Consider the following 23,786-nt stretch of genomic DNA (forward strand, 5'->3'; position numbering starts at 1 on the left):
ATAAGGTTTTAGGAGCATTAAGTTGAACTGTCCTGTCATTGCGAACCATAGGTGAAGCAATCTCATGGTTCAGTTCAACTTAATGCTTTTGTTTTATTGGATATGTTTTCTCAAAAACTCTGCAGTGAATGATTTTTTATTTTTCAATAGCTCCACCGGAGTTCCTTCAAACAATACTTCACCTCCAAATTTCCCTGCACCCGGTCCCATATCAATAATCCAGTCTGCCTGGGAAATAATATCAAGATTGTGTTCGATAACAATCAGCGTATTATTCTGATCTGCAAGTCCATTAAAAAACGTAAGCAGTTTTTGGGTATCACTTGGATGCAGTCCTGTGCTTGGTTCATCCAGAATAATGATCTGATTGGTATTTTTCAGTTCTCTTGTCAGCTTCAGGCGTTGTCTTTCGCCTCCGGAAAAGCTGTCCAGTCTTTGCCCTAATGTCAGATAATCAAGTCCTAATTGTATCAGCAGATCAAAATTTCTGAGCACCAATTCTTCCTTAAAAAAATCAGCAGCCTCAGAAACTGTCATGCTCATGACTTCTGCAATTGTTTTTCCGCTGTAGGTATATTGCAGTACATCAGGATCAAATCCTGAACCTCCGCAAACCTCGCATGGCTGCTCAATATCATCCATAAAAGCCAGGTCAATCTTTTCTATTCCCAAACCTTTACAGTTTTTGCAGGCTCCTTCACTGTTTCTGCTGAACAGTCTATCAGAAACATGATTGGATTGTGCAAAAAGCTTACGCACAATATCTGATATTCCGAGATAAGTAAGCAAATTGGAGCGGGCACTTGCAGCGAACAAAGATTGATCAATAATAGTTACATCCGGATAAAGTTCCGGCAAAATACGGTTTATCAGGGTACTTTTGCCGGATCCTGCCACTCCGGTAACGACTGTCATTATCCCGGTGGGAATATTTACCGTCACATTTTTAAGATTATATCTGTTGGCATTTTTAATTTCCAGATAGCCATCAGGTTTTCTGAATTCTTGTTTGATGGAAGGTTTTGTTGCGAAATAAGAACCTGTTTTACCTGCTGATTTTTTTAAATTTTTAAATGTCCCGTCATAGATCACTTCTCCTCCGTTTCTTCCTGAACCGGGGCCAATATCAATCACCCTGTCCGCCATTTTGATCAGATCCGGATCATGCTCAACGATTAAAACAGAGTTTCCTTTGTCTCTGATCTGCTGAATAATAGTGATGATATTCTGCAGATCCTTCGGATGAAGTCCAATACTGGGTTCATCAAAAATATACAACAGATTTACCAGGCTGTTTCCCAAACTCCTCACCATTTTTATACGCTGGGATTCTCCTCCCGAAAGCGTGTTGGTACTTCTGTCAAGAGTCAGATACTGCAATCCTATCGTAATGATATTCTGCAGCTTTGCGGAAAGCTCTTTGATGACGACTTCATATGCTTTTGAATCCAGTGAGGTAATAAACTCAAGCAGTTCATCCACTGAAAGGGCCATACAATCTGCAATACTTTTACCTTCGATTTTACAGGACAGTATTTTTTCGTTCAGACGTTTTCCCTGGCAAGACGGGCAGGTTTTGGTAATCACAATATTCTTCAGAGCGTCTTTTCTTGTGATGTTTTCTTTTGAATCTTTTTTCAGAAATGCTTTTTCAATCCTTGGAACAATACCTTCATATTTTACCGTTTTTCCCCATTCTTTATCAGGATGTTTCGGTTTGTGTTCCTGTGCATACAACAGGGTTTCCCATTCTTTATCGGTGAAATCCTTCAACTTTTTATCATTATCGAAATAACCGGACAAAGTATATCTTGTTAAACGCCATCCTCCAGGCTGAAATGTAGGGAAGCGAATGGCTCCTTCATGCAAAGATTTGTCACGGTCAATCAAGGTATTCACATTTAAAGTTTGCACAAATCCCAATCCTTCACATTCAGGACACATTCCCTGAGGGTGATTAAATGAAAATACATTGGAATATCCTACAAACGGCTCTCCCATTCTCGAAAACAACAGTCTCAGAGAAGCAGACACGTCCGCTGCCGTTCCCACTGTAGATCTGGCATTTCCACCCAACCGTTTTTGATTGATAATGATTGGAACATTAAGGTTTTCAATTTTATCTACATCCGGAAGGCCATAATGCTGCAGGCGGTTTCTGATAAAGCTGTTCTGGGTCTCATTAATCTGTCTTTGTGCTTCAGCTCCAATCGTTTCAAAGACCAAAGATGATTTTCCGGATCCCGATACTCCCGTAAAAACCACGATCCTGTACTTTGGAATTTTTATGGAAATATTTTTGAGATTATTCTGACGGGCGTTCGTAATTTCTATATTTTCCATGATAAAAATACTTAACTTTGTTAATATTTAACTAAGTTAAGCATATTTGTAATGAAACCCATTGAAAAAGAATTTTTTAACACATTTACTGATTTCCAATGTCTTATTCTGGCTAACATGAACCGGGGTGACATTAACGGAGTAACTGCTGCTCATTATAATATTATTGAATTTATTATGAGGAAAGGAACAGCAACAGGAAGGGAAATATCACTGGCTTTCAACATTAGCCAGGCAGCCATTTCAAAACAGTTGAAATTTCTGATCGGTCAAGATTTGATTGTCCGGGAACAAGAGAAAGCAGACCACAGGAAATTCAATCTTTCAGTAACGGATAAAGGAAGGTTTATTGTAGATAATTCTGAAACTTTCCGTAAGGCTATCACTCATCAGACGGCTTCCATACTTACCTCTGAAGAATTAAAAAATTTTAATTATCTGCTGGGTAAAGTTTTGAATAATATAAAACTGTAGTATTCATAGTTACTTATACGTCCCGAATAACCTGTCCCAGATTGAAGTATAAAATCCAAAGTTTTTACTTTCATCCAAATGGTGCTGGTTATGAAACCTGGTTGTTCCCACAAAAAAGCCGTCAAAAGATGCCGGAAAAAATTCTCTGTTCAGATGCCCTATCGTTCCCCAGATCAGATTAAGCAAAAGATAGATGGAAATCGAAATGACAGAGAAATCATATCCTATGAGTATAACCAGCAGCATCAGTCCAAACCCTATGGTTTCCAAAGGATGCAGAACAAAAAGGCTTAAAAAGTTGGTACTGACATGCTCATGATGTTTTCCATGGAACATTTTATAGATGAAAGGTAAATGTGCCGTAAAATGGAAGAGATACATCAAAAAATCCATTAAAAGAAGTAAAACAGCGACTTCCGCTGTTATGCCAATTACTGATTCTGTCTGTCCCGGCACAATCCATCCTTTTTTCCATAAAAAAGCTCCGAGCAACATGACAAAGCTGTTACACAATATTGTAAGCAGACTAAGATAAAAATCGGATCCGGTGACAGGATGATTCTTCTCCTGCAGCTGACTTTTACGGCAAGTCTTCTCGATAAAAACATATAAACCTATGGAAAACAGGTAGAGGAAAATATTGGCAATCAGGCTGAATATCATCCATTGCAGCCAGGAAAACTGCCAAAATACCTGTAAATAACCGGAAAGTTCTGCCTGAGTAAAATTCATAAGTCTTTCATCCTTCTGCTTGATGTCATAAAGGTATGAATTTCACCGTAAAATCAACCGATAAAGTACATTCCTTGCTTTATTTCTGTCTTGCCTTTCTTCTGAGCTCCCTCAGTCTTGACGTGAGCTTTTTTCTCAAATCGTTATGATAGGCCCGGTAGTTTTTGATGCTGTTTTCCAGATTTTTCTTGTTAAGCAGATACTCTTCGTACAGATGTCCAAGTTCTGAAATCTGGGTAATCACCTCCGAAGGCTGGCTTTCAGGATCTTCCGCAGCTTCTATCAGCAGACGGTAATACTCAATACGGCTGGTCAGGTTCATGTGAAGTTTTGGTTCTATTCCCTGCATGATTTTATGATTTTATTGTGTTTTTAAATAGGTAAAAGGCAAAATGTTTTATTCTTTTACTTTTCGATATATTATTTTTTAACTATTAAATAAATCTTTTAAATTTTTTCTTGAACCATTAAGATGGTATTAAGGTGTTAAGATGATGAAGATAAGTTTCGTATTACTTAAAATCAGAATGATTGGTCTTAACTTTACTTTATTTCTTCAAGCTTCTTAATGGTTTAAAATATTGACATTCATTTTCTTTCTTTGTCTTTTCCATGCAAATTATTTTTCCATCATAACCGGAGGTACATCACTTTGAAATAAAATTTTGATATTTCCATTCTTTTCGTGACCTGCTGATTTGAAATAACCTCCGTTAAGTGCAGAAGAAATAAGGGTTTCATTGGGATCTCCCAAAGGTAATAATGGCAGTCCGGCAAATTCATTGACATTGCTCTGCGGGGGAATTCCATTACTGTATTCTCCTGCTCCGTTGGCATTAAAGACTTTATAGATCACCGGATGAATCTGCCAGGAAATTTTTCTGGGTTTACGCTTGTCTTCCACTACAAATCCGGCCATATCTTTCCCCAGCGTAGTATCTCCTATCTGCATCACCTGTATGTAAGGTTTGAGATTATTCACAACAATCTCGGCAGCAGATGCCGTACTGTTCGATGTGAGAATACATACTTTCTGTAATCCCAGCGCATTCGCACGCAACGTTGCAAAGTCCAGCGCTTTGGGATCATAGGCAATTTGCTGGGAAAATGTTCTTTTTACTTCACCTCCATTTTTATTTCCTTTAAAAATGATGAACGGCGAGGCGGATGATAGTCCTGAAGGAATCAGTGAACAAAGTGCTGCGGCAGATGACACCGAGCCTCCATAATTATAACGGAGATCGAGAATCAGCTCCTGTACTCCTGCCATTTTGAATTCTCCAAATTTTTGGTACAACGTCTGCGTCATCCCGTCCGGAAAATCATAGATGTACAGATAGCCCACTTTTTTTCCGTTTTTCTCAAAAATTTTCGATAAAACCGGCTGCTCAAAAGAAAAACCATAATAAACGGTAATATTTTTTTCATCCGTAACGCCTCCGTTTTGCCACTTTCCAACGGTAAGCTCTACAACGGTCTGATCTTTAATGGATGAAGCCATTGCTTCGGCATTCGCGGCTGTCATTGCTTTTCCATTCACTTTGGTAATGATCATTCCCCTTTCCAGCCCTGCATTGAAAGCCGGGGAATTTTGGAGCACCAGCTTCACTACAGTAACCACTTCATTATTAGCAAGCTGAACAATGGTATAGTCAAAACCGTACATATTCCTTATCGAACGTGGATAGGAAGAAGAATCTTCAGTATTCACCATGAAAGAAAACCGGTCCTTTGAAGACAGCAAACTTTTGAAAAAATCTTTTACAGGAAGCTTATAATCCGGCTTTGCAGGCATCTGATCTGCCCAGTAATAGTATCTTTTCATGCTGTCCTGAACCCAAAGGTTTACAGCTTCGGTACTTCCTTCCGGAAATACGGGTGCGCTTTCGTCATTATTACTGGTACACGACATAAGAAAGACTGCTGCCGCAATACATTGAAGTTTTAAAAAGCTTTTCATACGTAATTACAGATATTCTGCTATATCGATATCTCCTTTTACCACCCATTCTCCATTTTCCATTTTTTCCTGAAGGACAATCATATTAGCGCCCGTATGTTGTTTTAATTTTACCTGAATCATCTTAGAACCTGCGTAAGGCTCCGTTGTTCCCGGCTTGTATAATTCAAGATATATGGGAGCTGTTGAGCTGAAAAAACTATAGATTTTCACTGCCGTAAAGTTGTCTTTTCCAATATTATCAAACTCGGCAAGCACCACTCCGTTTTCTCTTTTCAAAATACCTTTTACCTCTTTCAGAGAGCTTCCGGAAAATTCACCCAGGTTGGGAAAAATAAACTCAAAACCTACTTTCCCCAGATTCACCTGGGGTTTTACGGCATAGGTCTGCAGATAGATTCCGGGAAGATTAAAAAAGTAGAGGTTTTTATAATCATTTATATTGTCATAGGTAATATTGTATTTTGCAATTTCAGCGCCTGTTTCATGATTATAGACAGACAATTTATTAGTTTCTTCCTGATCCAGAACAAACTGAAGCTGGGTTTCAATTTTATTGGTATAGGACGTTTTTCCGTCAATGGATACAGGCTGTCCGTTCAACCTCAACTGAAGGACATCAGGTTTGGAAAATCCTTTGATATTTACCTCTCCGGGTTTCTGCACTTTATCATACAGCTCCATCGTATTGCTGTCTGTACATGAAAAAAGTGCAGTGAAAAACAGTAGTAATGCAAAGATTTTATTCATCTTTCTTCAATTATTTCTTGTAAAACTTAAAAATATTGCCCGGCCCGTGGGCCGGGCAATATATAATTATAAAAAAACTAGTTGGATATGTTCCGGATAGCTTTTTTCAAAGACTCTCCGTTATTTATTTAAAATTTCATGGTGTTCCTAAAATCAGATTCCAAGGGGATAGAATGATTATTTTTTAATAAACTTCAGCCTTTCCGTAGTCTTTCCATCTGTAATTTCTGCGATATACGCTCCGGATGTAAGCTCTGCTGTGCTGATCGCTTTAGAATACTGAGTGGTAAGAACTTTCTGTCCTGCTGCATTGTAAATACTAACCATAGTTATATTTTCTTTCAACGCCGGATTAAGCTGCAGCTGTAAAGATTCTCTTACCGGATTTTCTGCTATTTGTGTTACAATTTTGTTTCTTTTTACATCCTTAGTTCCCAAAAATGAAGTAGCATAAATTCCGATTTCATCAATATTAATGTTCTGGACATTATTTCCGCTTGTTTTTCTGTTTGACCACATTCCGATATAGATCTTTTTCCCGGCAAAAGCAGAAAGATCTACAAGGGATTCCACAAACTGAGTAAGATCTGCCGGAAAAGGATTGGCTGAGTCACCTACCTGTATTTTATACATACTCTGAACATCATTTCCGTCTGCATCTACGGTCATTGCCTGAAAGTCCGATAACGTTGGAACTTCTTTCTGCGGTGTGCTTACATAGATAAAAAGTTCTCTGGCAACAATCGTGTGAGTAGATCTCTGTCTCCCTATATAGGCGGCCAGCGTAATGGTTCCTGCAATATTGGTAAGATCAATCTGAGGAGAAATAATCCAGTCATTTTCTGTGGTAAATCCGTTAGCATTTCCACTTGGAACCAAATTGATAGAATGGCGGAGAACACCCGCAGTTCCATAGGCCAAGGTAGTTCCGTTGTGATAAATATTCTGCCCCTGTACCCATCCATTGCCATTGTTGTTCAGGTCATGAAAAGTCCAGCCCTGAAGATCGGCAGGAGTATCAAACGAATTTCCCCATACCAGAGACTGTGCTGCAGCCAGGTGGGATAAAAACAGAACAGATGATAAAATTATTTTTTTCATAATGCTGATGATTAAAATTTTTGAAGTAAAAGCAAGGAATCAGCATGTGCTGTTCCCTGCTTTTTTAAAGTTTTTATTATTCTACAATGGAGAAGTTGTATTTTGTCCAAAGTCCCTGGAAATTTCCACAGTTTCTTGGAGACACATTCCAACCACCTTCGTTGAAGAAAGGCTGGCTCATACCCCATAGAGATGCTGGAGTACCAGTCGCCAGGTTAGCTGCAGGGATTCCTGCTGTACCTGTACCTGTAACTGAAGTAGTAAATCCGTGAACCTGGATGGTGCTGTATGCTGAAGCTGAAGAAAGCTCAGAACCTGTACCTTCTACTTTGATACCCACAGGGTAACCTGTAACGACAGCGTTATTTAATGTTAATCTTCCGTGTCTTCTGATGTGGATACCGTTTTCATATAAAACACCTTTAGAAGAGTTCTTAGCACCGATAATAGTAAGGTTGTTGATCACCGGATGAGTCAACAATGTTGTAGAAGAACCTTCTGCGTTGTTATCAAGTTCGATACCGTTAGAATCCGGGCTTGCTCCGCTAAGACTGTGTGTAGAGTTGTAATCTGCCAAAGCTAATGCACAAGTAATTGTTCCTGTATATCCGTTATCGAAGTCGAAGTTATCGTCATCAGCAGCAAAAGAAACAAGGTTTGAAGCGTTTACAGTTCCTCCGAAGAATTCAAAAGAGTCATCTTTTCCGAAAGAAACCTGAATATGGTCCAAAGTAGTTCCGTTTCCAACTCCTCCTAGCGTAAGACCGTTGATTTCGTTACCTGAGTTCGGAGCTAAAAGATCATATCCTGCAAACTCGATACGTACATATTTCAATGTTCCTCCGTTGTGAGAAGCATTGGTACCGCCGTAGTAGAAATCAGGACCGGATAATCCTTCAATTGTTTTTGTGAACGGAGTGTTTGTAGGCGCATCACCTAATATAACAACACCTCCGAAGTCACCAGGAGCAGCAGTTGTATCTTCGTTTCCGTCTAACAATTTGTAGCTGGTGAAAATAATAGGCTGAGCTTCTGTACCCGCTGCGTTGATTTTTCCTGTTTTAGCAATTACCAAAACTCCTGTAGCTGTATTGTTTGCGCTTGGCTTGGCTTTAATGAATGTACCCGGCTGAATGGTTAATGTAGCCCCATTTTTTACTGTTACAATTCCATCTAATTCAACTACTCCACTCCATGTAGTATTTGAAGTAATAGCACCACTTACGGTAGTTACCGGAAGAGCAGAAGCTGTAAGGTACTCAGCAGAAGTAGATTTCATTTCGAATGGAGAAGATGAATCTGCCAGTTGATCATTTTGACAAGCTGTAAGAGATAATGCTGCCACTGCAATTAGAGTTAGTCTTTTCATTGTTATAATTTTTAATAAATCCGGTTGTGTTATTTTTATACCAGATCAGTTTTTTATTCAGGAATATCTTCCTCTCTATTCCTTCGATTTGTTTTTTGGTGTTCATCCCGTCGCTGCAGGAGGAGCTGCATTGGGGGAGTTCCCATAAAATCCGTTAATGCCTGGGAAAAGCTGTTAACGTCCGGTTTTCTCAGAACTGTACTGCTGTGCGCATCATCAGTATTCTTCAGTTTTTGATCAGGTTCCCGAAACCTGTACGTTTCTATCATTAAGATATCTTTTTACTCTAAGTTTCTATCTCCATACTCATAAGGTTCATTTCCTTATTCTAAAATGGAGAAATTATACTTGGTCCAAAGTCCCTGGAAGTTTCCACAGTTTCTTGGAGATACATTCCAGCTTCCTTCGTTATAGAAAGGTTGGCTCATACCCCATAGAGATGCAGTAGTTCCTGTTAATAGGTTAGAAGCAGGAATTCCTGCCGTACCAGCTCCTGTAACGGAAGTACCAAATCCGTGTACCTGGATTGAACCTAAATTGGAAGCTGCAGAAAGTTCAGAACCAGTACCTTCTACTTTGATTCCTACTGGATAACCTGTTACAACAGCATTGTTCAATGTCAATCTTCCGTGTCTTCTGATATGGATACCGTTTTCATATAAAACGCCTTTAGAAGAATTCTTAGCACCGATAATAGTAAGGTTATTGATCACCGGATGAGTCAACAATGTTGTATAAGAACCATCTGCATTGTTATCAAGTTCAATACCGTTAGAATCCGGACTAGAGCTGCTAGGACTGTGTGTAGAGTTGTAATCTGCCAAAGCCAGTGCACAAGTGATTGTACCAGTATATCCGTTATCAAAATCAAAGTTATCGTCCTCAGCAGCAAAAGAAACAAGGTTGTAAGCATTTACGTTTCCCCCGAAGAATTCGAAAGAGTCATCTTTCCCATAAGATACCTGAATATGATCTAAAGTAGTTCCGTTACCAACACCTCCTAAAGTCAGACCGTTGATTTCGTTTCCCGAATTAGCTCCTCCATAGTCATATCCTGCAAATTCAATACGAACATACTTCAATATTCCTGCATTGTGAGAAGGGTTTGTACCTCCGTAATAAAAATCATACCCAGATAATCCTTCAATTGTTTTAGTATTAATTGTATTTGCAGGGGCATCTCCCAACAAGATAACACCTCCGAAGTCACCAGGGGCAGCAGTAGTATCTTCGTTTCCGTCTAACAATTTGTAGCTGGTGAAGATGATGGGCTGGGCTTCTGTACCTGCCGCGTTGATTTTTCCTGTTTTAGCAATTACCAAAACCCCTGTAGGGGTATAGTTTGTGCTTGGTTTAGCTTTAATGAATGTACCCGGCTGGATTGTTAAAGTTGCCCCGTTTTTTACCGTTACAACTCCATCCATTTCAATCACCCCGCTCCATGTTGTATTGGAAGTAATATCTCCGCTTACACTGGTTACCGGAAGAGCAGAAGCTGTAATATACTCAGCATAAGTAGATTTCATTTCGAATGAAGTAGAAGAATCCGCTAAATGATCATTTTGACAGGCAGTAAGGGATAGTCCTGCCACTGCAATTAGAATGAATCTTTTCATTGTTATAATTTTTAATAAATCCGGTTGTTTTATTTTTATACCAGATCAGTTTTTAGTATTCAGTAATATCTTGCTCTCTATTTCTTCGTATTGTTTTTGGGTTCATCCCATCTCTGCAGGAGGAACTGCATTGCGGGAGTTCCCATACAATCCGTTAAAGCTGCTAACGTCCGGTTTTCTCAGAACTGTACTGCTTTGCGCATCATCAATATTTCAGTTTTTGATCAGGTTCCCGAAATCTGTACATTTCTATCATTAAGATATCTTTCTATATCGTTGGCATACTTATCTAAAAAGTATAATTCACACTAAGACTGAACATTCTTCCGCTGTAAGCTCGGAACATAATTGTGTCAATATTTTTATCATACTTATCCGTTGCTCCGGGAAGAAGATCCCAAGCTTCTCTTATTGTACCTATATTGCTTCCTCCTACCTCTTTTGCAGCCAGATAAGAATTATAGTTGTTGTAATATTCCTTTACCCTGTTGAAGATGTTTCTTACATTAAATTTTAATTCAAGATTTTTATTGCGAAGGAATTTATAGGAGACCTGTGCGTCTGCCACCGCATAAGGACGCTGTATTTCTTCTCCTTTGTAAGCATATCCTACGGTGATATACTGATCTCCTTTAGCATTGTATAAAAAGCTCAGGCCCAAACGGTCGCCATCATAGGTCAGTCCAAAGTTATAGGCATATGGAGTCTGTCCATATAGCGGACGTTTTACTTCATAGGTTTCATCATTGTCTCCTGTTTTATAAAGATCTATAAAGGCTATTACCTTTGTATGATTATAGGTAAAGTTTCCGCTTATAAAAAGCTTTTTCAGAAAGGTTTCGTCTGCTATAAATCCTAAATTCTTTCTTACCTCGGCTTCCACACCCAATAATTTTGCATTTTTTGAATTACCGTTATAGAGATATAGATTCCCTTCACTGGAAATATGCCCTTCACGTTCTATGGGTCTGTCTATATTTTTATAGTAAAGTCCTGCGGAAAATATTTCTCCCAATCCTGGAAACCATTCAAATTTGAAATCATAATTATTAATGACAGAAGATGTCATTTCTGTATTATAGATTAAACCATTAGCTATCGGATCGAAATAAGGAAGTCCTGTTCTTTCATTAAACTGAGGACGGATCACAGATCTGTTGTAAGCAAGCCTTAGGTTAATTTTATTGGTAGGACTGTAGGTAAAGTTTGCAGAAGGCATCCATTGCCATGGTTTATCCTCAATAGCTGCTCTTTCAATATTCTTATCATCAGTTGTGTCCAGTTGCTGGGAAATAAGGTCATACTTAAAGTACTCTGCACGAAGTCCCCATACCAATCTTAAATTCTTCCAACGGTTATCAAACATAACATAAAGAGCGTGCTGTTTCACTTCTCCTTCATATTTATCGTTTTTATACAATGCTTTGGTTTCCCACCCGATACCTCCCGGTACATACTGAGATCCATTGAACCAATCCGCAAGGGTACCATACATCGTCAGGTAATTTTTTTCGCTATTCGGAACGTCCCGGTTCTCATCTACCCTTAAGAAGAATTTCTGCTGCTGGTTGGTGTTATTCTTTAATGTTCCTGCGTATCCTGTCTTCACCGTATTTTTAAAATTTCCTGTATCCAGATCCCATTTCACAGAAGCTCCGTAATTGTAATCGGTTTCTTTGTTGGCGATATATCCTCTATAAAAATTTGCTCCGGTGTTATAAATTTTATGATAGGCCAGAATTTCACTTCCAATAAAATCATAAAGGGTCAGATATTGGGTATAATCTTTCGTATCAGAAGTTATCCCTGTTCTTGCTGCAAACCAGCTGACTTCAGTATTGCCTATTTTATGGTTCCCTTCCAGTTTATTCTGCAAAAGGGTCTGAAAAATGGGATAGTTGGTATTATCAGTGTAAGGTCTGTCCAGGTTTTTAATCTGGGAAGGATCATTATTGGGGATGATTCCGTTATAAAAATAATTATAGGCTAATTCTGCATTGGATGCCATGCCACTATTAGTAGTATACTCATTCCATCCAGTTACTCTTGTGAGCGTATTATCAAAAATATGGGTATATGAATTACGGAATGAGATTCTGTTTTTCCCAAGTTGCAATCCAAAATTAAGCATTCCTGCCAGTGTCGAATTGTAATTATAGGAAGCCCCGCTATTTTTGAAGTTATAGAATGGAATCTGTCCGTTTGCATCAGGTATTCCTGTGGTATCCAGCCAGTTTCCTCTTCCCGTATGGTCAATATCCAGTTTATTCTGTTCATTTCTGATGACAAATGCTCCGGCAAATCCCCATTTATTATTGTTTTTAAGAGCATATGTTCTTCCTAATGCCAGCTGTATATTAGATCCCATATCACCTCTGGTCTTATAGGTGCTGAAATTGTCATTGGTAAACTGCCTGGACTGTTCAAAAAACCTTGGATCTGTCCAGTTCATCGGCTCCAGTCCTTTGGGAAAATCTCTTGTTCCGTCATCATATCCGAAATAATCGTACTTTCCCCGCTTGCGGGTCAGAAATTCTTTGAAGGCCGACTGATCGTTATATGAAGTTCCTAATGTAACGGTTGTAAAGTTCTCGTTGGGAATATCCTTGGTCCTAACTTCTACGTAACCTCCTGCAAAGCTGGCATTCATATCAGGAGTGGCAGATTTGCTTACCACCACACTTTCCACCATTGCCGTAGGAATGATATCAAATGAGAAGTTCTGGTTATACGCTTCCGTGCTGGGCAGGTTGATTCCGTCCATGGCCGCGGTGTTCCAACGTTCTCCCATGGATCTTACCACTACATATTTATTATCAATGGTGGTAATTCCTGTTACCCTTTTCAAAGTTCCTCCCACATCGCTGTCGGGTGTCTTGGAAATCTGTTCCGCAGAAATACCATCACTCATCTGGGCTGCTTTCTTCTGCTGGGCAAGAAGTCCCGCCTGTGTATCTGCTTTACGGGCTGCAGTAATCACAACTTCTTTAATGTCTGTAATTTTATCAGAAGCTTTGTTCAATGCAAATGATACCGAGCTTGTTTCTTTATCGTTGACAGACAGTTTTTCAACTCTCAGCGTATTATATTTAGGTGCTTTTATCGTCAGATTATAAGTTCCTGAAGGAAGATCTACTGTAAAATCTCCGTTATTATCTGTGACTACGGTTTTCTTAGCTATATTAATTTCAGCTCCGGTAATGGGGTTTCCTACCTCATCCACTATTTTACCGGAAATTCTTCCGTTTCCCAGTACTGAGATATTAGAATTTTCATATTTTATCGAAATAAGATCACCATGCAGGCGGTATACTACAGGAAGGCCATTGGTAATATCCTTCAGACAGTTGTTGACAGAAGTATTTTCGCATTTTATCCCTTTTACCTTCAGCTCTTTAATATCTACTTTGGAATAAGCCAGTCTCATCCCCGTTTTTCCCGCAAATTCTTCCAAAACTTCAATCAACGGTCTGTTGGCAGGTACAGAAAATGTTACTTTCTGAACCAGCTCCTGAGCTTCTGCGGCTACAGTAAAAAATAAGGCTGCTATGGTAATCCCACATTTCAAACTTTTCATACTTAATAGTGTTCTCTTGATTATGATTATTTATTTTTTATAATGATTTATTTCTTAAGGATATAGGTATTTTCTTTTTTCTGTACTTCCAGTCCCAGGATGAAAGCCAGTGATTCAATATTTTCTCCGACCGTTCCTCCCGTAAAATCAGCAGTAATTTTTTTATCTTCAGCTTCCTTAGGATACTGAACCTTTGTATGATAATTGCTTTCCAGGACTGCTACAACTTCTTTTAAAGAAACATCGTTAAAACTCAGAGACAATATTGCAGCAATTCTGTCTGCTGAATTTTTTACAGGTTTCAGTGAAATAACTGCCGTAGTATGAGCAATTCCGAAGTTGGTCCACTTCTGATTAGGCTTAAGGAAAGAAACCGGAACCCCGGGAGTGGATACAGCTACCTTTCCTTCATAAAGATCAACCGCTTTTTTCTTCCCGGACTGTGAGATTTTAAATACCGTTCCCAATACTTTAGTACTGAACCCCTCTGCACGAACGATGAATGGATGTTTTTTAGATTTTGCTACAGAGAATATCGCATCTCCTTTTAAATCCACGACTCTGGTGGACGCAGGAAAAGATTTTTCGACAGTCAGTTCTGCGCCTGATAAGAGCGTAACTACAGATCCGTCTTCAAGGTGAACAATACGGTTGCCGGATTCTGCAAGATAAACATCAGGCTTAATGAATAGGGTGTAGGTAAAAACTCCGCCCAATGACAAAAGCAGAATAATAACCGCTGCAATTTTATAAAGATGTGTTCTAAAGCTTTTTGCGGACGGGATAGACACAATATCTTTTTGAGAAAAGTAATTTTCCAGTCCGGATAATACCCTTTCTCTGGATTCTTTTCTATGAACAGCGTCCAGATCTTTTTCTGCAAGATTTTTCCACTGTTTTAAAAGTTCATTTTCTTTTTCAGAAATTGAGTCTTCCATAACTTCCCGTTCCCAAAGTCTGAAAACAAAGGCTTCAATATTTTTATATGGTAAAAGTTTTTTCATAGAGGTCTTTCATGTATTCACAGATACTTCTATCTATAAGACAATGAAAATGAAAAACTTCCCCGGGGCATTCTTAACGTTATATTCACATTGCAACCAAATTGTTAATAATTTTCGTCATATTTCACATTTACTCAACATTGACGTTCAATTTTCGGCCTGTTTTTCAGAAATATTTAATCTTACCATCCCCAAAGTTCACAAAAAGTTAATTTTCCTTTAGGTAATTTTGTATCACAATATGAGCCCAACAGACTATATATTATTAGAGAAAATAAAATCAGGTGACCGCCCTGCATTTATGCTGCTGTATGACCGGTATTGGGATAGTCTGTATCGCTTTGTTTATGTACGGACGCGGGATAAGGAAGTTTCTGAGGAAATTCTCCAGAACCTGTGGATGAAGATTCTTGAGAATACGGATGCCATACAAACCGATGATACAGAAAGTGCCAAAGGCTACCTTCTCCGTCATCTTCATTACCGGATTATTGATTTTTATAACAGCTACAAAAAAGCGCCACCTACGCTGAGTATTGACGAGTTTGATATTCCGAATGAAATAGAAATTGCAGATTCCGAGTATTTTGAAATCCTTGAAGAAAATGAGATCAGTGCTTTATTGACTATGATTGATGAAGTCGTTTCCCAGCTTCCCTCAACGGAACAGCAGGTATACGATATGAGAATCAGGAAAAATATGTCTGTGAATGAAACAGCAGAAGCGCTGGGACTCAGCAATAAAACAGTAAGTAATAAATTAAGCAAAGCTTTGGGAGAAATCCGTGAACAGCTGAATCCTGAGTATCAGTCGTCTAAAAAGCTGGTTTCTATTCTGTTGTTGATGGAGGTTTTGACGAGGTATTGAGAATGGGATGCAGGGTATGAGGTTTGGGATACGAGATGCGGAGGTTCCTCAATGGTCAATTTGCTGCGCAGTCAATAGTCAATTTTTATAACACCTTTTAAATTCACAGCGAAGCGGATTCACCTTTCACCATTCACTTTTAAAGTCAATCGTCAATTTGCTCCGCAATCAATGGTCAATTTTTATAACACCTGTTAAAATTCACAGCGAAGCGGATTCACTATTCACTTTTAATGTCAATCGTCAATTTGCTGCGCAGTCAATAGTCAATTTTTATAACACCTGTTAAAATTCACAGCGAAGCGGATTCACTATTCACTTTTAATGTCAATCGTCAATTTGCTACGCAGTCAATAGTCAATTTTTATAACACCTGTTAAAATTCACAGCGAAGCGAATTCACTATTCACTATTCACTATTTACCAAATAACGGCAGAAAACCTGTATTAAAATCCAGGATTTTAAAATCGGCAAGGTTTGAATCTATATTTTCGTCATTATTGGTGAAAATTACAGTCTGCATTCCGGCTTCTTTTGCGGCCTTTAATCCTGACTGACTGTCTTCAATAGCAATACAGTGTTCCGGGGAGACTCCAAGATTTTTTGCAGAAGTAAGATATACGGCAGGATGAGGTTTTCCCCGAGTTTCAAACTCTGATGAGTGAATGGTATCAAACAGGTCATGAATCTGAAGCTTTTCAAGCACCGCATGTGCTACCCGTAAAGGAGCATTGGTAGCCAGCCCTATTTTGTAGTCTTTGTTCTTAAGATTTTTAATAAACTTTTCTACACCAGACATGGTACAGTTTTCGGTCTGTATCATTTCGATCACTCTTGTAACCACTTTATTTTCAAGATCAGATGCATCAAAATTTTCCCAGGGGAATCTTTTATACCAGAATTCGGTTACTTCCTGAGTGGTCATATATTTTGTTTGTGCCGCAAGATCATCCGTAACCTGCACTCCATAAGATGAAAATACATCCAGTTCTGCCTGGGTCCAGAATTTTTCTGAGTCTACCAGAACACCGTCCATGTCAAATATTACTGCTTTTAAAGCCATTTTTGAATGATAAATTATAAGTGATGAATGATTAATTATTGGCTGATTTTATACACACAACGCTGCCCACCGGAAATAATATGATCTATTCTTTCCACTGTATACTCCTTTCCTATCAGGGATTGGAAATTGGATAGCTCTGCACGGCAGAAACCCTGGCATTCTGTTGCTGCAGCGCATATCGGGCAATGATTTTCAACCAGATAATACACTTCCCCTTCTTTTTTCCATTCCGCCATATAGCCTTCATCACTACGCACTTTTGAAAGAGATTCGAGGCGCTGTTCCAGTGATTCTGCCTTTGAAAGTACTTTTTCATAACGCTCATGGGTATTTTTTTCCCGGTCACTGATTAATAAATCCAGAGCATTTTCACCCAACAGGTTTTTCACGGATTTCAAAATCTGAACCGTAACATCCGCATGGGTATCCGGAAACTGAGCCAATCCTTTCTCTGTTAGAGTATAGTACGTAGATGGGCGCCCAACCCCTTCGCTCTTCACCGAAGACCGGATCAATCCTTCCTGAGCAAGATTCAGTAAATGCTTTCTTGCTCCTTCCTTGGTGATTGACAATTCTTCAGCAATAAGAAGTGATGTAGCCTCACCTCTCATCTTTAAAAACATCAGAATACGATCCGCAGCCGGCTTCTTCATTTGACAATATTTAGGTTGTTTTATTTTTCAACAACAAATATAGTCATTTTCTATAACCTTATAAAATCAAGGATAAAATAAAGATTTACAACATTTTACTTACAGTCATCAGAAAATCAATAAAACAAACATAAAGTTGTTTTATTCAAATATATTTCTACCTTTGTGAGACATTAATCAAAAAAATAAATACAATGACTCCATTTACATTACCACAGTTACCTTATGCTTACGATGCTTTGGCTCCTTTTATAGATAAAGAAACGATGACCATTCACCATCAGAAACATCATCAGGCTTACGTAGATAATCTGAATGCAGCACTGGCACAAACCAATGAAACCGATCCCGACCTTGATTCATTACTGCAAAGAATAAGTGAATACAGTCCTGCTGTCAGAAATAATGGTGGCGGCCACTATAACCATTCTTTATTCTGGGAAATTATTTCTCCACAACCCAAGCTGAATCCTGAAGGCATGCTTCATGACGATATCACAGCCACTTTCGGAAGCCTTGAAAACCTTCAAGCAGAAATGAAAAAGACAGGTTTGTCGCAATTTGGTTCAGGATGGGTATGGCTTTTTGTAAAATTCAACGGCTCACTGGCCATCAGCTCTACCCCTAATCAGGATAATCCGATGATGGATATCCTTTCCATGAACAGAGGATTTCCGATTTTGGGAATAGATGTCTGGGAACATGCCTATTATCTGAATTATCAAAATAAACGCGCAGATTATCTGGATGCTTTCTGGTCTGTACTGGATTGGTCTGCTGTTGAAAGAAAATATGAAGAAGCTTTGTCAAAAGTAAGATAAATAACACTGAAAGTAAACAAATTATGACTGAGGAAAATTTTATCAATAAAGCAAAGGCTTCAGGCATTATTGCTCTTGACCTTTCAGATTACAAACCGACTACGGAAATTGTAGAACTGGATATCAAAGAACATCTTTTCATGGGAATGATTGTTAAGGAGAAGGAATTTAAAGAATCAATTGCTGCGGTGGATTTTTCTGTTTACAATGAAAAAGCAGTAGCAATCATCTGTTCTACGGATGCTATCATTCCGCCCTGGGCTTATATGCTGATTATGGAAAAATTGTCTCCTTACGTTTCTTATGCTGATTTAAACAATGCAGAAACTGTGCTCCTTGATCTCTGGAAACGCCGTCTTATCTACGCTGATCTGAAACAGTATAAAAATCAGAAAGTGGTTGTCCGCGCAAGTACTCATCATGATCCTTCATTGTATTTATTAGCAGCAGGATTACTGAAACCGCTGGTGAAAACACTGATGTATGGTGAAATAGGGTTACCCAAAGTAATTTTTAAACATTAAAAAATGAAAGCAATCATATTCAACGGATCGCTGGAAAGAAGAACTTTATCTACTTCCGGACTGATTTCAGATTATTTTTCTGAACGCCTGAAAATGCTGGGAATTCAGACTGATATTTTTACACTTGCTGACTCCGGCATTCCTCTATTCGATGTCACGCTTACCAAAACTCCTTTGGCCGTAGAGCGTATGGCTCAAATGTTCACAGATGCTGATCTGCATATCTGGCTGGCTCCTCTTTATCACGGCAGCATTCCGGGAGTAATGAAAAACTGCCTGGACTGGCTTGAAGTAACCGCCAACTGGTACGAGCCTTATCTCACGGATAAGACTGTAGGGCTGGTATGCTGGGCTGATGGTCTTCAGGCCATGCAGGGAATTAACGCCATGGATTCTATAGCCAAATCATTGCGTGCCTGGCCATTGCCATTCAGCGTTCCGATTGTCAGGTCCTCATTATTTACTGATGAGCAATCCACTCAAATTTCGGATCTGTATTCCGGTAAGTTTGACAAGCTTATCAGCATTGCATCTTCTAAAAAAATTGCCATTATTGACTAAGTGTCGGCAGAAATTACTGCATATTAATGATTTAAATAAAAAATAGCACACTTTATGCTGCTTATTTTTAAAGAACAGTGTTGAACTGCTGTAATTAAGTTTAGCAGGGATTTCAGAACCGTTCAACGTTGACGAAATCCCTTTTTTAAACCCTCTAAATTCAAACAATATGGCTATAAAAATAACAGATGCCTGTATCAACTGTGGAGCCTGTGAACCTGAATGCCCCAACTCAGCCATTTACGAAGGTGCTATTGACTGGCGCTGGAAAGACAAAACCAAACTTTCAGGACATATTGTATTCCCTGACGGTACGGAAAGTGATGCCGATGCATATCATCAGGCAGTCTCAGATGAAGTTTATTATATTGTATCCGGAAAATGTACGGAGTGTAAAGGGTTTCATGAGGAACCTCAATGTAAGGCGGTATGCCCTGTAGACTGCTGTGTAGATGACCCTGATCATAGGGAAACAGAAGAAGTGCTTTTGAACCGGCAGAAATTTATGCACAGTGCATAAACTTCTGTATTTTATATTTGATTTCAATAAAGGCGGGCTTAACCCGCCTTCTTATATTGCTTTTCTTTGAGCTAAGGCCCAAACTTATTTTGCTTTAATCTCAGTGTAGATTTTTTGAGTAAAAGGAGTTTCTACCCCAGTTTCAGAACTATATTTCAATACAGCACCTGCAAACAATTCCAGCTCATTATCCTTTTTTCCGGAATTAATATCAAGCTGTAAGGAAGTTGGAGTCTCAAAAGGAAATGTTGAGGCTTTTTCAAATGTTTTAGCGATTATATCTTCCTGAAGATAGATTCCTTTCTTATCAGCAATCTGTTTGATTTCTTTCATAATTTCAGACGCTTCCTTCTGCTGTTGTTCATCGGTACATACAGTTCCAATAGATGAATTATGCTTTGCTGTTACCAATCCGAAGCTGGCAATAAAAATAAATTTCGTCCAGATATCTGATAATGAATTATCTTTAAAATCAAAATCGATTTTACTTTCACTCAATAGCTCTGTAATCCATTCTACCGGGGCAGAAAAATGCTCAGGATCTCTTCCCACAATCATTTTTCCGGCTTTTCCTTTATGTTCCACTACTCCTCTTTCTTTAATATGGGAAGCTACGTAGATACAGGTTGGAAGAATAGTGTGTTCCGGAATTATTTTACGGATTCTGTCATAAATATCTGCTCCGTTCATCATCGGAAGCAATACAGTATCTTTATTAATAACTTCCTGCAACTGCTTACAGACATTTTCAAGATCGTACTCTTTTACACAGATCAAAACCAGATCAGGATTTTTGATCTCACTGATAGTCTGCACGATAACATTAGGATGAGTCTGAGAATTGGAATGCTCGGGAGATAACAAAGTCAAGCCGTTTTCTTTCACTTTCTCATACGTTTCTCCACGGGCAACAAAAGAAATGGTATATTTTTCCGTGGTTTCATTATTCTGATTTATTTTAAATCCAAAATAACCGCCTACACCACCTAATCCTACTACAACAATATGTTTTTTGTTCATGAAATTATTTTTAAGCAAAGATGAGCGATGATTCCTGAACTATCACTTGACAAATGAAAAGAAATTACAATTTATGAATATCCCTTCTAATCCTGCTCAGGGAACTGTCCTTGATGCCAAGGTAAGAAGCAATCACCTTCAAAGGAACATGCTGAAAAATATCGGGATCTTTTTTCATCAGGTTAAAATATCTCGTGGAAGCCTTCTGACTCGCCATTTCGATGAGCCGGTCATGGATCGTATAATAATTAAGAACAAAAAGAAGCCTGCTGAACTCCCTGAATTCAGGAATATTATGAAAATTATGCTGTACGTTTTCCAATCCGGTCTCCCAAAAGACACATTCGGTGATTGTCTGATATATTTCTTTGGTAGGCTGCTGTCTGAAAAAGGACAGAAAATCATTAACGAAGCAGGGAGCTGTATAAATATTGGTGGTAATCTCCTCATTATCTTCATTCAGGATATAAGACCGCACATAGCCTTTTTCCAGGAAGTATGTTTTGGTACTGATCGTATCTTTATCCAGCAAAACAGTATTTGCTTTTACCTCAAAATGACTGAATTTTTCAGTAATTTTTTCAACTACTTCAGCTTGGATACTGAATAAAGAATGGAAATAGGTATTAATTGATGATTTGTCCATAAAATAAAAGCTGCAGCATATTTGTTTTTAAATCTCTCCTGACAAAAATAGCATTTATAACCTATTAAAATAAACTATATTCTTTTTTAATAGATCAGATGTATTTTGTAATTTTCTTCTTTAAAAGACATGAGATATTACTATGGAGAATGACTTCAATTACCTTTTCATCGAACCTGATAAAGAGATTGCAGATTTCGTTGAAAATCTGGGCACTTTTCAGAATCTTTCGGATGAAGCTAAGGAAGTGGTTATCATTCCGGATGGAAGAATTGATTTATTTTTTTCACAGTCGGCTTCAGAACCTTTTCATGTTACGCTTCTCGGATTGGAAACCTATCCTGAGCAAAGGTTTATAGCTCCCCATATGACTACTTTTGTTGTAAGTTTCAAACCTCTTGCAGTTGAATACATTCTGAATACCTCCATTGCTGATTTATTGAATATCGGAAAAGAGCTTTCTCCTGATTTCTGGAATTTTAAAGCTGATGATATAAAGGATTTCAGCCATTGCTGTACGAAAGCAACCCAAAAAATAAAAGAACTGCTCCCACTGAAAGTAGATGAAAGAAAACGGAAACTTTTTGAGCTGGTATATGCCTCAAAAGGAGAAATGAGTGTGCAGGAACTTTCTGAAAAAACAGGCTGGAGCAGCAGACAGATTAACCGGTACTTTACCAAACAGCTTGGACTGTCATTAAAAGCCTACTCTACTATTTTACGTTTCAGGGCATCATTGGAACATATTGCCCAAGGGAAACTTTTCCCGGAACTCAATTATACAGACCAGAATCATTTTATCAAAGAAGTAAAGAAGTTTTCCGGGGTTGCTCCCAAAGAATTGTCCAGAAATGAAAACGACCGATTTGTACTATTATCCGTGTTGAAAGGAAGATAAATTTGCCATGTAAAATTTAAATCAACAATGCTGATAGACAATAAATCAATAGCAATCGTTGGTGGCGGTCCGGCAGGGCTTACACTGGCAAGACTTTTACAATTGAAAGGCGCAGATGTAAAAGTATATGAAAGAGACTTCAACAAAAATGCACGCGTACAGGGTTCTCCACTCGATATGCATGAAGATTCAGGTTTGGCAGCCATCCGTAAAGCGGAACTTCTGGAAGAGTTTAAAGAGGTTTTCCGTCCCGGTGCAGACAGAACACTGATCATGAATGAAAAGGCAGAAATATTTTTTAATGATCACGAGACGAAACCTGAAGAGGATTTTGGTCATGAACATTTCCGCCCTGAAATAGACCGCGGCCCGTTACGAAATATGCTGTTAGAATCTTTACATCCTGAAACGGTAATCTGGGACAGTCATTTTCTTTCTATGGAACCTCAGAATGAAGGCTGGCTGCTTCATTTTAAAAACGGGAAGTCAGTGTACGCTGACATTGTCATTGCTTCAGATGGTGCCAATTCTAAAATCCGTCCTTATCTCAATAATAATAAACCTGTCTATTCCGGAATCATAATGCTGGAAGGAAATGTTGCAAAAGAAAATGCACCTCAGATTGATGCTTTGATCAAAGGAGGAAAAATAATGGCATTCGGAAATTCTCAAAATATTTTAATGGGGCAAAAAGGCAATGGGGATCTCGGATTTTATGCAAGCTTTAAAGCCGATGAAAACTGGCCTGCCGCCAGCGGTCTTGATTTCTCTGATCAGGCACAGATGCTGAAATGGTTCAAAACAGAATATTCCGAATGGGCTTCTATCTGGGAAGAATTGTTTGAAAATGCAATAACTCCTTTTATTCCACGCATGATTTACGCTATGCCCTTGGATCAGACCTGGGAAACACAGCCTAACCTGACACTGATTGGTGATGCAGCACATGTAATGCCTCCTTTTGCAGGAGAAGGTGCCAATATGGCGATGCTGGATGCCCTGGAACTGAGCGAGCATTTAACAGGTAACAATTATACTACTTTAAAGGAAGCTATTTCCGCCTACGAACACCACATGCGTAAGAGAGCTGCCGCTGCCACACAGGAATCCCTTGAAAACGGAGAACGGATGCATTCTGAAAAATCATTAACCACCATGCTTGATTTTTTTAACAGTCACCTGGCTTCATAAGTAAAACAAAAGGCTGTCTCCAATCCAGAGACAGCCTTTTTAAGTTTAATAAACTCTTTTTCTCTCCGCTTTTAGATCCGGGTGCGGAGGT

The 23,786-nt window shown here is 38.7% G+C and carries 23 protein-coding genes; 8 read left to right on the forward strand and 15 right to left on the reverse strand.

Going from position 1 to position 23,786, the window contains the following annotated elements; all coding sequences use genetic code 11:
- Nucleotides 1-93 precede the first annotated feature (93 nt).
- Nucleotides 94-2,343: an ATP-binding cassette domain-containing protein gene (locus tag LIV57_RS04250; RefSeq protein ID WP_227941564.1), complete on the reverse strand. Its 2,250-nt coding sequence runs from the start codon at nt 2,341-2,343 to the stop codon at nt 94-96.
- A gap of 51 nt (nt 2,344-2,394) precedes the next feature.
- Here LIV57_RS04250 and LIV57_RS04255 point away from each other — a divergent pair, with 51 nt between their 5' ends.
- Nucleotides 2,395-2,817 (forward strand): MarR family winged helix-turn-helix transcriptional regulator, encoded by a 423-nt coding sequence (locus tag LIV57_RS04255; RefSeq protein ID WP_227941565.1) that lies wholly within the window; start codon nt 2,395-2,397, stop codon nt 2,815-2,817.
- Nucleotides 2,818-2,826: 9 nt separating this feature from the next.
- Here LIV57_RS04255 and LIV57_RS04260 read toward each other — a convergent pair whose 3' ends face one another.
- The 10 genes from LIV57_RS04260 to LIV57_RS04305 all read right to left on the reverse strand — a co-directional run bounded on the left by LIV57_RS04260 (nt 2,827) and on the right by LIV57_RS04305 (nt 14,926).
- Complete coding sequence (locus LIV57_RS04260) at nt 2,827-3,549, reverse strand: sterol desaturase family protein (RefSeq protein WP_227941566.1); 723 nt, start codon at nt 3,547-3,549, stop codon at nt 2,827-2,829.
- 79 nt (nt 3,550-3,628) lie between these two features.
- The gene (locus LIV57_RS04265) at nt 3,629-3,898 is read right to left on the reverse strand and encodes a hypothetical protein (protein ID WP_062670440.1); all 270 of its coding nucleotides are present in this window, start codon (nt 3,896-3,898) and stop codon (nt 3,629-3,631) included.
- 270 nt (nt 3,899-4,168) lie between these two features.
- Nucleotides 4,169-5,509: a S41 family peptidase gene (locus LIV57_RS04270; protein WP_227941567.1), complete on the reverse strand. Its 1,341-nt coding sequence runs from the start codon at nt 5,507-5,509 to the stop codon at nt 4,169-4,171.
- Between the two features lie 6 nt (nt 5,510-5,515).
- Nucleotides 5,516-6,259, reverse strand: coding sequence for a hypothetical protein (locus tag LIV57_RS04275; protein ID WP_227941568.1), 744 nt, complete (start codon nt 6,257-6,259; stop codon nt 5,516-5,518).
- A gap of 177 nt (nt 6,260-6,436) precedes the next feature.
- Nucleotides 6,437-7,360, reverse strand: a complete 924-nt coding sequence (locus LIV57_RS04280; protein ID WP_227941569.1) for a T9SS-dependent choice-of-anchor J family protein — start codon at nt 7,358-7,360, stop codon at nt 6,437-6,439.
- A gap of 76 nt (nt 7,361-7,436) precedes the next feature.
- The gene (locus LIV57_RS04285; RefSeq protein ID WP_227941570.1) at nt 7,437-8,729 is read right to left on the reverse strand and encodes a hypothetical protein; all 1,293 of its coding nucleotides are present in this window, start codon (nt 8,727-8,729) and stop codon (nt 7,437-7,439) included.
- A gap of 53 nt (nt 8,730-8,782) precedes the next feature.
- Entirely contained in the window at nt 8,783-8,998 is a 216-nt protein-coding gene (locus LIV57_RS04290; protein ID WP_227941571.1) for a hypothetical protein, read from the reverse strand.
- Nucleotides 8,999-9,052: 54 nt separating this feature from the next.
- Complete coding sequence (locus LIV57_RS04295; RefSeq protein WP_227941572.1) at nt 9,053-10,345, reverse strand: hypothetical protein; 1,293 nt, start codon at nt 10,343-10,345, stop codon at nt 9,053-9,055.
- 289 nt (nt 10,346-10,634) lie between these two features.
- On the reverse strand, nt 10,635-13,922 hold the full coding sequence (locus LIV57_RS04300) for a TonB-dependent receptor (RefSeq protein ID WP_227941573.1): 3,288 nt from the start codon (nt 13,920-13,922) through the stop codon (nt 10,635-10,637).
- 47 nt (nt 13,923-13,969) lie between these two features.
- A complete protein-coding gene (locus tag LIV57_RS04305; RefSeq protein ID WP_227941574.1) occupies nt 13,970-14,926 on the reverse strand; it encodes a FecR family protein in 957 nt (318 codons plus the stop codon).
- 241 nt (nt 14,927-15,167) lie between these two features.
- Here LIV57_RS04305 and LIV57_RS04310 point away from each other — a divergent pair, with 241 nt between their 5' ends.
- The gene (locus LIV57_RS04310; protein WP_227941575.1) at nt 15,168-15,794 is read left to right on the forward strand and encodes an RNA polymerase sigma factor; all 627 of its coding nucleotides are present in this window, start codon (nt 15,168-15,170) and stop codon (nt 15,792-15,794) included.
- A gap of 416 nt (nt 15,795-16,210) precedes the next feature.
- Here the strand turns inward: LIV57_RS04310 and hxpB are convergent, their stop codons facing one another.
- The gene (gene hxpB / locus LIV57_RS04315; RefSeq protein WP_227941576.1) at nt 16,211-16,858 is read right to left on the reverse strand and encodes a hexitol phosphatase HxpB; all 648 of its coding nucleotides are present in this window, start codon (nt 16,856-16,858) and stop codon (nt 16,211-16,213) included.
- Between the two features lie 35 nt (nt 16,859-16,893).
- Nucleotides 16,894-17,514 (reverse strand): helix-turn-helix transcriptional regulator, encoded by a 621-nt coding sequence (locus LIV57_RS04320; protein ID WP_227941577.1) that lies wholly within the window; start codon nt 17,512-17,514, stop codon nt 16,894-16,896.
- A gap of 194 nt (nt 17,515-17,708) precedes the next feature.
- Between LIV57_RS04320 and LIV57_RS04325 the strand changes: the two genes are divergently transcribed.
- The 4 genes from LIV57_RS04325 (at nt 17,709) to LIV57_RS04340 (ending at nt 19,940) form a co-directional block, all read left to right on the forward strand.
- Nucleotides 17,709-18,335 (forward strand): superoxide dismutase, encoded by a 627-nt coding sequence (locus LIV57_RS04325; RefSeq protein ID WP_227941578.1) that lies wholly within the window; start codon nt 17,709-17,711, stop codon nt 18,333-18,335.
- Nucleotides 18,336-18,358: 23 nt separating this feature from the next.
- Nucleotides 18,359-18,859 carry a DUF2480 family protein gene (locus tag LIV57_RS04330; protein ID WP_227941579.1) on the forward strand — a complete coding sequence of 167 codons (501 nt, stop codon included), beginning with the start codon at nt 18,359-18,361 and terminating at the stop codon, nt 18,857-18,859.
- Nucleotides 18,860-18,862: 3 nt separating this feature from the next.
- The gene (locus LIV57_RS04335) at nt 18,863-19,420 is read left to right on the forward strand and encodes an NADPH-dependent FMN reductase (RefSeq protein WP_227941580.1); all 558 of its coding nucleotides are present in this window, start codon (nt 18,863-18,865) and stop codon (nt 19,418-19,420) included.
- 169 nt (nt 19,421-19,589) lie between these two features.
- Nucleotides 19,590-19,940 (forward strand): 4Fe-4S dicluster domain-containing protein, encoded by a 351-nt coding sequence (locus LIV57_RS04340; RefSeq protein ID WP_227941581.1) that lies wholly within the window; start codon nt 19,590-19,592, stop codon nt 19,938-19,940.
- An 84-nt stretch (nt 19,941-20,024) separates the two neighbouring features.
- Here LIV57_RS04340 and LIV57_RS04345 read toward each other — a convergent pair whose 3' ends face one another.
- Entirely contained in the window at nt 20,025-20,960 is a 936-nt protein-coding gene (locus LIV57_RS04345) for a ketopantoate reductase family protein (protein ID WP_227941582.1), read from the reverse strand.
- A gap of 64 nt (nt 20,961-21,024) precedes the next feature.
- Nucleotides 21,025-21,606: a Crp/Fnr family transcriptional regulator gene (locus LIV57_RS04350; RefSeq protein WP_227941583.1), complete on the reverse strand. Its 582-nt coding sequence runs from the start codon at nt 21,604-21,606 to the stop codon at nt 21,025-21,027.
- 142 nt (nt 21,607-21,748) lie between these two features.
- On the opposite strand from LIV57_RS04350, the gene LIV57_RS04355 reads away from it, so the two are divergent.
- Nucleotides 21,749-22,504, forward strand: a complete 756-nt coding sequence (locus LIV57_RS04355) for a helix-turn-helix domain-containing protein (RefSeq protein ID WP_227941584.1) — start codon at nt 21,749-21,751, stop codon at nt 22,502-22,504.
- Between the two features lie 27 nt (nt 22,505-22,531).
- Nucleotides 22,532-23,695, forward strand: a complete 1,164-nt coding sequence (locus LIV57_RS04360) for an FAD-dependent oxidoreductase (protein WP_227941585.1) — start codon at nt 22,532-22,534, stop codon at nt 23,693-23,695.
- The last annotated feature ends 91 nt before the right edge of the window (nt 23,696-23,786 follow it).

It is taken from the genome of Chryseobacterium sp. X308 (assembly GCF_020733145.1).
Taxonomy (GTDB): domain Bacteria; phylum Bacteroidota; class Bacteroidia; order Flavobacteriales; family Weeksellaceae; genus Chryseobacterium; species Chryseobacterium cupriresistens.